Source organism: Pseudomonas sp. Z3-8 (assembly GCF_051131975.1).
In the GTDB taxonomy this organism is placed as follows: domain Bacteria; phylum Pseudomonadota; class Gammaproteobacteria; order Pseudomonadales; family Pseudomonadaceae; genus Aquipseudomonas.
Window position 1 is genome coordinate 5,845,613 of the sequence record NZ_CP071643.1, and the last position, 12,585, is coordinate 5,858,197.

Genomic DNA, 12,585 nt, shown 5'->3' on the forward strand with positions numbered 1-12,585 from the left:
CTTGGAATGAATGCCTGGCAGTGGGCGGCACTGCTTGCGGCGTGGGAGCAATATTAGATAAGTGCAGATATTCTTAAAAAGACTATTTAAGAATTTTTATATAACCAAATTGTAATTCCGCTATCAGGCGATCGTCGGCGCCCGATCCCAATCCAGCTGCTGCGCCGCCACCGGCCGTCCAAACCAATATCCCTGCCCCAGCTCACACGCCTGTTCAAGCAAAAACGCCGCCTGCTCTCGCTGCTCGATACCTTCTGCGTGCACCTGCATGCCCATGCTGCGGGCCAGGGCGATGATTACCCGGACGATCGCCGCGTCGTCTTCATCCCAGGGCAGCCCGGCGACAAAACCCTGGTCGATCTTGAGTTTCTGCACCGGTAGACGCTTGAGCCGCAGCAGCGACGAATAACCTGTGCCGAAATCATCAATGGCCAACCGCACGCCCAACTCCCGCAGACGGTGCATTTGTTCCAGCGCCACCTCCGGATCATCCATGACCGCACTTTCGGTCACCTCCAGCTCCAGGAAGGCCGGATCGAGGCCCGTGTCGTGAAGTACGCGGGCGACCTGCTCATACAATTCGCGGCGAGCAAACAAACGGCTGGAGACGTTGACCGCAACGAATGACAAAACCACACCGGCCTGTCGCCAAAGACACATTTGCCGACAAGCCTGGTCCATGACCCAGGCATCGATCTGAGCGATCAACCCCGTGCGCTCGGCGACGGGAATGAACTCCGCCGGCGAAACCAGACCACGCACGGGATGTTCCCAGCGCACCAGCGCCTCGACGCCGATCAACCGGCTGGTGGCCAGGTCGTGCACCGGTTGGTAATGCACCCGTAGCTCCTGCTGCTGGAGCGCGCGACGCAGTTCGAAGGCGATCTCGACCCTTTGCTGGGCATGGGCAGTGAGTTCCTCGGTATATAACGCGTAGCCGTCACGTCCGCTGTTCTTGGCCTTGAACAGTGCCGAGTCGGCGTTGCGCAGCAGTTGCCCGGCGCTGAGGGCGTCACCGGGAAACAGGCTGATGCCGATGCTGGCGTTGATAAACAGCGATTGCTCGCCGAGCTGCAACGGTGCTTTCAAGGCATCGAGGATACGCCGGGCCAAAGCCGCGGCCTGACCCGGCTGCGAGCAGTTTTCCACCAGCACCGCGAATTCGTCACCGCCTAGCCGCGCCAGGGTGATACCGGGCGCAAACAGCCCGAGGAAGCGTTCGGCAACGCCTTTAAGCAGCTCGTCACCGACGTTGTGCCCGAGGCTGTCGTTGATGTTCTTGAAATGATCCAGGTCCAGCAGCAGCAACGCGCACCCACGCTTGTGCAGTTGCGCCGAAGCCACCGCCTGCTCGGCGCGATCGGAAAACAGCAGGCGATTGGGCAGGCCAGTCAGCGGATCATGATGGGCCAGGTGCGCCAGCTCATGCTCCGAGTCCTTGATCGCACTGATGTCGGAAAACACCGCGACGTATTGGCTGACTTCGCCGGAGTCATCGACGACGGCGCGGATAGTCTGCCATTGCGGGTAGATTTCACCGCTCTTGCGGCGGTTCCAGATTTCGCCACTCCATTCGCCGCGGCTGGACAGCGCCGCAAACATCTCTCGATAGAAAGCCGGGCCATGCCGGCCGGACTTGAACAGATTCGGTTGCCGGCCCAACACTTCGTCGCGGGCATAGCCGGTGATTGCCATGAATGCCCGGTTCACATGCACGATCAAACCATGGCGGTCCGTGACCAGGACGCCTTCGCGGGTGCAGTCGAACACCGCGGCGGCCTGGCGTAACCGTTCACGGTCGACATTACCTTCGGCTTTCTCGAAAAAGCGTGCTATCCGCATCCGTGCAATGAAAATCAATCCGGCACTGACGAGTACCCAGGCATAACCGTTGATCAGTTGCCAACGCAGCCGATCGGCCGAATGATCGAAGAAACTGCTCAATAAATAACCAACCAGCTGCAGCCAGGCGACTGACAGCACCAGATAAAGCAGTGCCCCACGCATGGCAGCGCGGTGATAGACGGTCATGCGGTCATCCATGTCCCTGTAATGTGAGGGGATTATAGAGGAAGAAACATTCTGCCACTCTTATCTGAAAGGCCGACTGGTTTTATCGCCGGGGCCAGGGATAATGCAACGGCAGTTTTCATCTTTATCGAGGGCCCTACAGCCTATGTGGTACGAAGGTTTTCTTGGCTTGTCGGCCTGGTCGCTGGTGGCAGTCACCCTGCTGATGACTCACGTGACGATCATCAGCGTCACGGTCTACCTGCACCGGTATTCGGCTCACCGTTCCCTGGAACTCAACGCCGGTCTCAAACATTTCTTCCGCTTCTGGCTGTGGCTGACCACGGCGCAGAATACCCGCGAGTGGACCGCCATCCACCGCAAGCACCACGCCAAATGCGAAACCGAGGACGATCCCCACAGCCCGGTGATCAAAGGCCTGTCTACCGTGCTGCGCAAGGGCGCCGAGTTGTACCGCGCCGAAGCGGAAAATCCGGAAACCTTGCGCATCTACGGCAAGAACTGCCCCGAGGATTGGATCGAACGCAACCTGTACAGCCGCTTCCCCCTACTGGGCGTGGCGATCATGGGCGTCATCGACCTGCTGCTGTTCGGCACCATCGGCATCACTATCTGGGCCATCCAGATGATGTGGATCCCGGTCTGGGCCGCTGGCGTGGTCAATGGCCTGGGGCATGCCGTGGGCTACCGCAATTTCGAATGCCGTGACGCGGCCACCAACCTGGTGCCTTGGGGCATCCTCATTGGTGGCGAAGAACTGCACAACAACCACCACACCTATCCCAATTCGGCCAAGCTGTCGGTGCGCAAATGGGAATTCGACCTGGGCTGGGCCTGGATCAAGGTCTTCAGTTTCCTGCGCCTGGCCAAGGTCCAGCGGGTCGCGCCGATCGCCCACCGGGTCGAAGGCAAGGGCCACCTGGACATGGACACCGCCATGGCGATCCTCAACAACCGTTTCCAGATCATGGCCCAGTACCGCAGGCTGGTCATCGCGCCCCTGGTCAAGCAGGAGCTGGAAAAAGTCGATCACTCGGTCCGCCATCAGTTTCATCGGGCCAAACGCCTTTTGTCGCGTGAAACCAGCCTGCTGGACGAGCGCCATCATGTGCGCATCCAGAACATGCTGGAACACAGCCAGGCGCTGAAGGTGATCTACGAGAAGCGCCTGGCCTTGCAGCAGATCTGGGTCAAGACCAGCAGCAACGGCCACGACATGCTCGCGGCTATCAAGGAATGGGTCCACGAAGCCGAGGCCAGCGGCATCCAGTCACTGCGCGATTTTGCCGACCAGCTCAAGACTTATTCCTTGCGGCCGGCCACCGCCTGACCCCTTGTGGCGAGGGAGCTTGCTCCCGCTGGGCCGCAAAGCGGCCCCAGAACCCGCCGAAACCGGACCATCAGGCCCACCGTTCCCGCCGGCTCACGCCTGCTTCGCAGCCGAGCGGGAGCAAGCTCCCTCGCCACAAGTTCATCCCACATGTTCGAACGAAAGCTCCCGCCCTTCGTCGCCTGAAAAGGAACTTCGCCCACAATCCCCTATCTCAAGAGCACTTCGCCATCCTGGCGGGCTTTGGAGTGAGCGCGTGCAAATCCATAGCAATGCACGTTCCTTGAGATTTGTGCCGATGGTCGACAAGAACCTACAGGATTCATCCCAGCCACATTGGCCAGAAGCGGCCCAGACACTCATGGCGCTGATGCACGCCCAAGGGGAAGTGGCGCGTCTGAGCGAGCGGGAGCAGTTGTTCAGTTCGTTGCTGGTCAGCGTCAACGCGGTGCTCTGGGCATTCAATTGGGAAACCCGGCAAGTGCTGTATGTCAGCCCCGCCTACGAGCGGATTTTCGGCCGCCCGGCCGGCCTCGTGCTGGCTGACTACAACGAATGGCGTGACGCAATCTATCCGGATGATCTGGATTACGCCGAGCGCAGCCTGGCCGAAGTGTTGGTCAAAGGCGCCGTGGAAGATCGGGAATACCGCATCATCGCCGCCGACGGCCAGATCCGCTGGCTCAGCGACAAATGCTTCATCAACCGTCAGGCCGATCCGGGCCAACCGGTGATTGTGGTCGGCATCGCCGAAGACATCACCGAAAAGAAGCTGCTCGAAAGCGAACTGCAGCGACTGGCGACCACCGACGTGCTCACCCAGAGCAGCAACCGCCGTCATTTCTTCGAGTGCGCCCATCGGGAGTTCGAGCAGGCAAGGCTGCAAGGCACGCCGATGGCATTCCTGTTGCTGGACATCGATGACTTCAAACTGATCAACGACACTTACGGCCACCAGGAAGGCGATACGGTATTGCAAAAGATCGCCGAGAGCGGGCGGAGCGTGCTCAGGCGCGGTGACCTCTTCGGTCGGATTGGTGGTGAAGAGTTTGCCGCTGTTTTCCCCGGCTGTGCCCCGGACATGGCATTGCAGGTCGCCGAGCGCTTGCAGCGGGAAATCCAGCGCCTGGCGTTTCGCTGCGGGGAGCATAACTTCGGCATCACCGTCAGCCAGGGCCTGACCGGGATCAGCGCCGAAGACCAGACCCTCGACAACCTGTTCGCCCGTGCTGACGCGGCGATGTACGAGGCCAAGCGCCAGGGCAAGAACCGCATCATCGCGGCTTGAGTGTCTCACCCTCAATCAACTGTGATCAGTGGCGAATTTACTGGCGGCGCAACCGCATCAACTCTGGCAGCCCGATCTTCAGCAAGCGCGCCGTGCGTCCCCGGGCCAGTTCTTCAAGCCCTTCGTGCGCGGGTAAATGCGCCATCTGCGCCGCCATGTTCATCACCAGCGCCTCGCGGGAATAAACCCCGCCACCGAGACCGTAGACCGCCGCGATCAATTCGCGCAGCTCCAGCGGCAAGCGCCAGCGTGTACGCAGCGCCGAGCCAAAACCGGCGCCGAACTGTTCGAGCGAATCGCCGATTTCCTCCGGCTCGTCCAACTCGCCGCCGGCCTGCTTCCACTCTTCCATGCAGCGCAGCAGTGCCAGGTCGCCCAAGCGATGCAACAGGCCGGCGCAATAACAGCGCTCCTGTTCCAGATCAAGCATGCGCGCCATCGTCCGAGCGTACTCGGCGGTGTGCAGCGACAACTCCCAATAACGTTCGGCATAGTCCGCCAGCCAAGGCACGTTCAACCGGGCACAGCGCTTGAGGGTCAAGCCCAGGATCAGGTTCATGCTTTGCCCGGTGCCTAGCTGATGCAGCGCCTGGGCCACGGTCTGCACCGGACCGCCGCCCTGATGTTGCGCGGCGCTGTTGGCCGCGGCAATCAGCACGGCGGTGATCTGCGGGTCAGTACGGAGCTCTTCTTCCAGCAGTTTCAGATCCAGTCCACCAGGATTGAGGCTGCGTTTGATCGCGACCTGCACATCGGTCATCAACGGCGCGCCTTCGGCCATGTCTCGTCGACGCTCCAGAAACGTTGCCAATGTAAGGCCCGGTCCTGGAATTGGCGCGGCGTTGGATGTGTCCTCGCTATGGAGAAGTAACCCTTGCAGACGCTGGGTCAGGTTTTCCCGGTTCAAGGGCTTGGTCAGATAGGCCGTCGGCGCCAGGGGCAAGACCTCGCGCACGCTGGCGCTGTCGTTGCGCCGGCTCACCAGGATGAACGGCAACATGGGCGTGCGATGGTGTTGGCGCAAGCTGCGCAAGATGCTCAGGCCATCGACACCCGGCAGTTCCCAATCGGCGATCACCAGGTCGTAAGAATTATGCGCCAGCAGCTCCAAGGCCTGCCGTCCCTCGCCACAAGTGTCTATCCGCGCATCGCAACGCACTCCGGACAGCACCTGTTCAAGCAGCTCTCTGGACGCCGGATCGGCCTCGGCAATCAACACACGCGGTACAGCGGGTAAATCCACAGCAGTCATGCCGCATCGCTCCCTTGCAATACATGCACCTTAGACAATAACGGCCATTCCAGACAGGTCGAAACCACCGTGGATCTGTAGCCGAATATGAAAAAACCCGCCGAAGCGGGTTTTTTGTGGATCAGCACAAAGCTCAGAGCTCGTAAGGATCAGAACTCGTAAATATCAAAGCTCGGAGAAACACTCTTCGATGATTGCCAGGCCTTTGTCCAGTTGCTCGTCCGGCGAAGTCAGCGGCACCAGCACGCGCAGGACGTTGCCATAGGTGCCGCAGGACAGCAGGATCAAGCCCTTGTCGCGCGCCTTGGCCACCACTTGCGCAACGGCGGCAGCGTTCGGCTTGTGGGTGTCGCCATCTTCAAACAGCTCCACGGCGATCATGGCGCCCAGGGCACGGACTTCACCGATGACAGGGTACTTCTTCTGGATAGCCTTGAGGCCAGTCACCAGGCGCTCGCCCACGGCCTTGCAGCGATCCAGCAGGTGTTCTTCTTCGAACACGTCCATCACCGCCAGCGCAGCGGCGCAGGCAATCGGGCTGCCGGCGTAGGTGCCGCCGAGGCCGCCCGGTGCGATGGCATCCATGTATTCGGCCTTGCCGCACACACCGGCGAGCGGGAAACCGCCAGCAATGGATTTGGCAAAGGTGGTCAGGTCGGCGGCGACGCCCATCTGCTCCATGGCGAAGAACGTACCGGTACGACCGGCGCCGGTCTGCACTTCGTCGGCAATCAGCAGGATGCCGTGCTGGTCGCATAAGGCGCGCAGGCGCTGCATGAAGGCTTTCGGCGCCACATAGAAGCCACCCTCGCCCTGGACCGGCTCGATGATGATGGCGGCGATGTCGCGTGGCTCGGCGTCGTTCTTGAAGATGCGTTCGATGCTGGCGATGGAGTCGTCGACGCTCACGCCATGCAGCTCGTTCGGGTACAGCGCGCGGAAAATGCCGCCAGGCATCAGGCCCATGCCGGCCGAGTAAGGCACGACCTTACCGGTCAGGCCCAGGGTCATCATGGTACGACCGTGGTAAGCGCCGGTGAAGGCGATCACACCGGCACGGCCGGTGGCGGCGCGGGCGATCTTCACGGCGTTTTCCACCGCTTCGGAACCGGTGGTCACCAGCAGGGTTTTCTTGGCGAAATCACCCGGGACCTTGGCGTTGATTTTTTCGCACAGTTCCACGTACGGCTCGTAGGCCAGGACCTGGAAGCAAGTGTGGGTCAGCTTGTTCAGCTGTTCGGTAACGGCGGCGATGATCTTCGGGTGCACGTGGCCGGTGTTCAGTACGGCGATACCACCGGCGAAGTCGATGAATTCACGACCTTCAACATCGGTAACCGTGGCGTTCTTCGCCGATTCGGCAAAGATCGGGTGAATCTGGCCGACACCGCGGGGAACAGCGGCGGTACGGCGGGCCATCAGGTCTGCGTTGGTCTTGCTCATTAAAAATGTCCTCATTCGCCGCTCATCGGTCGGCGTGGCTCAAGGAATACATGGCGGGGAGGCAACTGCGACAGCATGCGATGATCGACTGCCGCAGCGTTCCGGCCACAAGAAACAGAACGGGGTGAAACGCGCAAAGGGACAGCGCTCTCGTGCCCTTTGCGCTTGTAGCAGATCAGATACCCAGGCAGAGGTATTTGATTTCCAGGTAGTCCTCGATGCCGTACTTGGAGCCCTCACGGCCCAGGCCCGAAGCCTTGATGCCGCCGAACGGCGCGACTTCGTTGGAGATCAAACCGGTGTTGACGCCGACCATGCCGTATTCCAGGGCTTCGGCCACACGGAACACACGGCCCAGGTCGCGGGCATAAAAATACGAAGCCAGGCCGAACTCGGTGTCGTTGGACATCGCGATCACTTCGGCTTCGTCTTTGAAGCGGAACAGCGGCGCCAATGGGCCGAAGGTTTCTTCCTTCGCCACGGCGGCATTTTTCGGCACGTTGGTCAGGATGGTCGGCTCGAAGAAATTGCCTTCCATCGGCTTGCCGCCGGACAGTACGGTCGCGCCTTTGCTGACCGCATCGGCGATGTGTTCCTGAACCTTGGCAACGGCTTTTTCGTCGATCAACGGACCGGTAGTGATGCCGTCTTCCAGACCGTTGCCGATCTTGAGCTTGGCCACCGCTGCCTTGAGTTTTTCGGCGAAGGCGTCGTATACCGAATCCTGGACGTACAGGCGGTTGGCGCAGACGCAGGTCTGGCCGTTGTTGCGGTATTTGGAAATGATCGCACCTTCGACGGCCTTATCCAGGTCGGCGTCGTCGAACACGATGAAGGGCGCGTTGCCGCCCAGCTCCAGGGAAACCTTCTTGATGTCCTTGGCGCATTCGGCCATCAACTGGCGACCGATCTCGGTCGAACCGGTGAAGGACAGCTTGCGCACGATCGGGTTGCTGGTCAGCTCGCCACCGATGTCGCCGGCACTGCCAGTGACCACGCTCAACACGCCTTGCGGGATGCCGGCACGGTGCGCCAGCTCTACCAGGGCCAGGGCCGAGAACGGCGTCTGCGAAGCCGGCTTGATGACCATGGTGCAACCGGCGGCCAGGGCCGGGCCGGCCTTGCGGGTGATCATCGCGGCCGGGAAGTTCCACGGCGTGATGGCGGCGGTCACGCCAATCGGCTGCTTGATCACGATCAGGCGCTTGTCCGGCTGGTGGCCGGGAATCACATCACCGTAGATGCGCTTGGCTTCTTCGGCGAACCATTCGATAAAGGAAGCGGCATAGACGATTTCGCCCTTGGCTTCGGCCAGCGGCTTGCCCTGCTCCAGGGTCATCAGGCGACCAAGGTCGTCCTGGTTTTCGATCAGCAATTCATACCAGCGACGCAGCTTGTTGGCGCGTTCCTTGGCGGTCAACGCACGCCAGGCCGGCAGCGCCTTGTCGGCGGCTTCGATCGCGCGACGGGTTTCGGCAGCGCCCATCTTCGGCACTGTGCCCAATACTTCGCCCGTCGCCGGGTTGGTGACCTTGATCGTCTGACCATTGTCCGCATCGACCCAAGCGCCATCGATAAAGGCTTGCTGGCGGAACAACTGGGTGTCTTTAAGCTGCATGTCGGCTTTCCTTAACAGCACCGCGCGCACGCGGAGCGAATTAGAGTTGTAGAAAGGCGCCTCATGGGCTGCCGTCAGGGAAATCATCCACCGGGCTGAAGCACAGAAATAACGCACATAAGCACAGACGTGCGGTTCAGCACCCAGACAAGAGCGTTTGAAATCTCAAACGAATCCTAGGGCCGATGGGGTTGAAGGACAATAGCCTGTTCGAAAAAAAGAACGAAAAAGCTGCATTTGCCTGTTTTTTCTGATCAGCGTAGCCAACAGCCGCCGAGCGAGGCGAAAACAAACGGCAAATCAGCAGCATGGACGCCCGCCATGCTTATGAGTATCATGGCGCCCGCGTTGCACCAGTAGCTCAGCTGGATAGAGTACTGCCCTCCGAAGGCAGGGGTCGTGGGTTCGAATCCCGCCTGGTGCACCAGACATGAAAAATCAAAAGCCCCAGTCCTCACGGATTGGGGCTTTTTTGTGGCGCTGTCCTTACCCGATTCTGAACTGGGTAGTTTTGGGGCTGCTGCGCAGCCCAGCGGGAGCAAGCTCCCTCGCCACGGGCGCTCGGTCATCGCTTACGCAATATTTCCAACCGCGCCGGCAAGTCTTCCTTGGGAAAGCGCTTGTGCAACGCCAGCAGCCTCTCATCAGCCGCCTTGCTGTCACCCGCCTCGCGCAATCGCAGCACTTCCAGCAGCTCCTGCTCCAGTGTTGGCATTGCGGCGGGCGCGGCTTTGCTCATTTTCGCCGCAGGTTTATCCGCCAACGCCTGCACCGGGCTGGCCGGGGCTCGGGCCAGTTCGCCCTGGGGCGCCATGCGAGTGATCGGTGCGGGGGCGGGCATGGCTGGCGGCGGGGCAGCGGCAACCGAAGGCTGTTGCCGATCGGCGGAAAACTCCATCGAGGCGGGTGAAGCCAGTTGCTCCTCGGTCGGCGTACGCAGCACCAGGCCGATCATCAGCGCCACACCGGCAACCGTGGCGAACGCCATTTGCCACCGTGGTCGCTGACAAGCCTGCAGCCAGCGCTGCCACAGGCTCGGCGCCGGCGTCGGGGCTTCACGGCGGGCGGTGGCCAGGATGAAGGCGTCCATGGAGGCCGGCGGCTCGCCGCTGGCGTGTTGGCGGAAATGTTCGACCAGCGTTTCGTCGATGGTATCCGGCGTCTGTTTGGGGTCGATCATGCGGGTACCTCCTCGGCCAACAGGCGATGCAGCTTCTGTTGGGCGTAACGCAAGCGGCTCTTGACCGTTTCCAGCGGAACGCCGGTCAGGGCAGCGATCTGTGGCAGTTCGAGATCACCGTGCAGGCGCAGCAGGAACACTTCCCGCTGATCCTCGGGCAACGCCTGCAACGCGGCGTCGAGACGAGCCTGGTCGCGACTCAGGCTCAACTGTTGCTCAGGGTTGCCGGTGTCGTCGGGCTGGACATGAAGCTGCTCGTCGTAACTGTCGTGCAGCGGGTTGTGGACGCCGTGCTTGCGCCAGTGGTCGATCAAGCGGTTACGGGCAATCTGGAACAACCATGTACGAAAACTCGCCCGGCCTTGTGGCTGGGTGGTGCTGCGAATCAGGCTGAGCCAGGTGTCCTGGAAAATTTCCTCGGCCAGTTCGGCCTTGTTGCTCAAGGACACGAGAAAACGATAAAGCCCTTGCCGATGGCGGGCGTACAGGGCTTCGAAACAAGCCCCGTCGCCTTCGCGATAGCGGGCCAGCAGCGATTCGTCGCTGGGAGAATCAAGCGCAGCGGGCATTTCGATGACGAACTCCTTTGTCATTGCAACACAGTCCTGGCGACGACATGGGAACCCTGTGGGAGCGAGCTTGCTCGCGATGACGTCGGTTCAGTTGGCATTGATGTGACTGATACACCGCCATCGCGAGCAGGCTCGCTCCCACATCTGATCCTGATTGTGCTCAGGATCAGCGTTTGGCCGCAGGTTCGAGGCTCTGGGCCAGCTCCACCAGTTGCACGAACTCGGCACGCAGCCCGAACGGATCGTCACCGCGCGCCGAGCGCGCCAACTGCGCGGTATCCTTCAAGGTCATCTGTCCAGTGTAGCGTCCATCGCCCTTGAGCTGTTGGGCGAAGGCCGCCACGGCGGCCGAGAAGCGCAGGTCGTCGCTGGTTTTGTCATTGCGCGGTGAAACGGCAATGGGATGTTCGATCAACCGGCTGCTACCGCCTTCCGCCGGCTTGTAGCGTACGCGCAACATCGCCAGTTCGCCGGACTTGCCGTCCGAGTTGGGCGCGTTCCCATAACGCAGCGGCTCCAACCAGCCCTGCTCTCCTTTCGGGACAATTTCATACAGCGCGGTCACTGTATGCCCAGCGCCGATCTCGCCTGCGTCGACCTTGTCGTTGCTGAAATCCTCACGCTTCAATGCGCGGTTCTCATAACCCAGCAGTCGATATTCGCTGACCTGGGCGGGGTTGAACTCCACCTGCAACTTCACGTCTCGCGCTACCACCGCCAGGGTGGAGCTGAGCTGGTCCACCAGGACCTTGCGCGCTTCGAGCAGGTTGTCGATGTACGCGTAGTTACCGTCACCGGCGTCAGCCAGTTGCTCCATCAGGTGTTCGTTGTAGTTATCCACACCGAAGCCCAGTGTGGTCAGGGAGACGCCGCTTTTGCGCTGATCCACGGCCATCTGCTTGAGGCTGTCGAAATCACTGATGCCGACGTTGAAGTCACCATCGGTGGCCAGCAGGATGCGGTTGATGCCTTTGTCGATAAAGCTCTCCCGAGCCATCTGGTAGGCCAGTTCGATGCCCGAGGCACCGGCGGTCGATCCACCGGCGTTCAGTTGATCGATGGCGTTGCGGATCTTCACCTTGTCGCTACCCGAGGTGGGCTTGAGCACGACCCGGGATTCACCGGCATAGACCACCAGGGACACCCGGTCCTGATCGCGCAATTGGTCCACCAGCAATTTCAGCGTGCTCTTGACCAGCGGCAGGCCTTCGCGACGGTTCATCGAGCCGGACACATCCACCAGAAACACCAGGTTGGCCGGGGCCAGGTCTGAGACGGCGCGGTCGCTGGCCTTGATCCCGACACGCAACAACCGGGTGCGGGGGTTCCAGGGCGATGGCGCGATTTCGGTGGTCACGCCAAAGGGCGATCCGTCGGTGGGCAACGCGTAATGGTAAGGAAAGTAGTTGATCATTTCCTCCAACCGCACAGCGCCCTCAGGCGGCAGGCTGCCCTGGTTGAGGAAACGTCGCACGTTGGCATAGCTGCCGGTATCGACATCCACGCTGAAGGTCGAGACCGGTGTCTCGGCGACGCTGTGGACAGGATTTTCCGGCAGCTTCTCGTACTGTTCGCGCGGCTCGCTGCGGTAATCATTGGAGGCAACATCGCCCATCGGCGCAGGCATTGATGCCGGCGCGGCCATGCGCTTGGCCATAGTCTGGCGCACGTAGGCGATCTCCCCTTGCGGCGCGACGATGGGCGCCGCCGCCACCGGTTCGGCCGGCTTGGCAGCCTCACGGGACGAAGACAACCCACAACCGGCCAACGCCACCAGCAGCGTGACGGCAAAGCCCTGGGTGGCGGGACGCATATACGAAAGCGGACGGGACATGGGCTGAACCTCGTGAATGGATGATCCGTACGCAAGG

At 61.1% G+C, this 12,585-nt stretch carries 9 protein-coding genes and 1 tRNA gene; 3 read left to right on the top strand and 7 right to left on the bottom strand.

From position 1 onward, the window contains the following. Positions 1-123: 123 nt before the first annotated feature. A complete protein-coding gene (gene dibA, locus J3P94_RS26510; protein WP_434570488.1) occupies positions 124-2,031 on the bottom strand; it encodes a phosphodiesterase DibA in 1,908 nt (635 codons plus the stop codon). A gap of 145 nt (positions 2,032-2,176) precedes the next feature. Between dibA and desA the strand changes: the two genes are divergently transcribed. Then, positions 2,177-3,361, top strand: a complete 1,185-nt coding sequence (gene desA / locus J3P94_RS26515) for a delta-9 fatty acid desaturase DesA (protein ID WP_305497624.1) — start codon at positions 2,177-2,179, stop codon at positions 3,359-3,361. Positions 3,362-3,659: 298 nt separating this feature from the next. Beyond that, entirely contained in the window at positions 3,660-4,649 is a 990-nt protein-coding gene (locus J3P94_RS26520; RefSeq protein ID WP_434570491.1) for a GGDEF domain-containing protein, read from the top strand. A gap of 37 nt (positions 4,650-4,686) precedes the next feature. Here the strand turns inward: J3P94_RS26520 and J3P94_RS26525 are convergent, their stop codons facing one another. From J3P94_RS26525 to gabD, 3 genes are all read right to left on the bottom strand, one after another. Then, positions 4,687-5,901 (bottom strand): HDOD domain-containing protein, encoded by a 1,215-nt coding sequence (locus J3P94_RS26525; protein WP_434570493.1) that lies wholly within the window; start codon positions 5,899-5,901, stop codon positions 4,687-4,689. Between the two features lie 165 nt (positions 5,902-6,066). Continuing rightward, positions 6,067-7,344: a 4-aminobutyrate--2-oxoglutarate transaminase gene (gene gabT / locus J3P94_RS26530; RefSeq protein ID WP_434570495.1), complete on the bottom strand. Its 1,278-nt coding sequence runs from the start codon at positions 7,342-7,344 to the stop codon at positions 6,067-6,069. 175 nt (positions 7,345-7,519) lie between these two features. Continuing rightward, on the bottom strand, positions 7,520-8,962 hold the full coding sequence (gene gabD, locus J3P94_RS26535; RefSeq protein ID WP_434570497.1) for an NADP-dependent succinate-semialdehyde dehydrogenase: 1,443 nt from the start codon (positions 8,960-8,962) through the stop codon (positions 7,520-7,522). Positions 8,963-9,312: 350 nt separating this feature from the next. Here gabD and J3P94_RS26540 point away from each other — a divergent pair. Then, positions 9,313-9,389, top strand: a tRNA-Arg gene (locus J3P94_RS26540). A gap of 138 nt (positions 9,390-9,527) precedes the next feature. Here the strand turns inward: J3P94_RS26540 and J3P94_RS26545 are convergent. The 3 genes from J3P94_RS26545 to J3P94_RS26555 all read right to left on the bottom strand — a co-directional run bounded on the left by J3P94_RS26545 (position 9,528) and on the right by J3P94_RS26555 (position 12,548). Next, positions 9,528-10,142 (bottom strand): hypothetical protein, encoded by a 615-nt coding sequence (locus J3P94_RS26545; RefSeq protein WP_434570499.1) that lies wholly within the window; start codon positions 10,140-10,142, stop codon positions 9,528-9,530. Further along, positions 10,139-10,711: an RNA polymerase sigma factor gene (locus tag J3P94_RS26550; RefSeq protein ID WP_305501406.1), complete on the bottom strand. Its 573-nt coding sequence runs from the start codon at positions 10,709-10,711 to the stop codon at positions 10,139-10,141. The genes J3P94_RS26545 and J3P94_RS26550 overlap by 4 nt, the downstream gene beginning before the upstream one ends. Before the next feature lie 169 nt (positions 10,712-10,880). Next, positions 10,881-12,548 (bottom strand): vWA domain-containing protein, encoded by a 1,668-nt coding sequence (locus J3P94_RS26555; RefSeq protein WP_434570501.1) that lies wholly within the window; start codon positions 12,546-12,548, stop codon positions 10,881-10,883. Positions 12,549-12,585 lie beyond the last annotated feature (37 nt).

Excerpts from the sequence above, each read along its gene's own strand:
- dibA (WP_434570488.1), bottom strand. The coding sequence starts at position 2,031 with ATGACCGTCTATCACCGCGCTGCCATGCGTGGGGCACTGCTTTATCTG.
- desA (WP_305497624.1), top strand. The coding sequence starts at position 2,177 with ATGTGGTACGAAGGTTTTCTTGGCTTGTCGGCCTGGTCGCTGGTGGCA.
- J3P94_RS26520 (WP_434570491.1), top strand. The coding sequence starts at position 3,660 with ATGGTCGACAAGAACCTACAGGATTCATCCCAGCCACATTGGCCAGAA.
- J3P94_RS26525 (WP_434570493.1), bottom strand. The coding sequence starts at position 5,901 with ATGACTGCTGTGGATTTACCCGCTGTACCGCGTGTGTTGATTGCCGAG.
- gabT (WP_434570495.1), bottom strand. The coding sequence starts at position 7,344 with ATGAGCAAGACCAACGCAGACCTGATGGCCCGCCGTACCGCCGCTGTT.
- gabD (WP_434570497.1), bottom strand. The coding sequence starts at position 8,962 with ATGCAGCTTAAAGACACCCAGTTGTTCCGCCAGCAAGCCTTTATCGAT.
- J3P94_RS26545 (WP_434570499.1), bottom strand. The coding sequence starts at position 10,142 with ATGATCGACCCCAAACAGACGCCGGATACCATCGACGAAACGCTGGTC.
- J3P94_RS26550 (WP_305501406.1), bottom strand. The coding sequence starts at position 10,711 with ATGCCCGCTGCGCTTGATTCTCCCAGCGACGAATCGCTGCTGGCCCGC.
- J3P94_RS26555 (WP_434570501.1), bottom strand. The coding sequence starts at position 12,548 with ATGTCCCGTCCGCTTTCGTATATGCGTCCCGCCACCCAGGGCTTTGCC.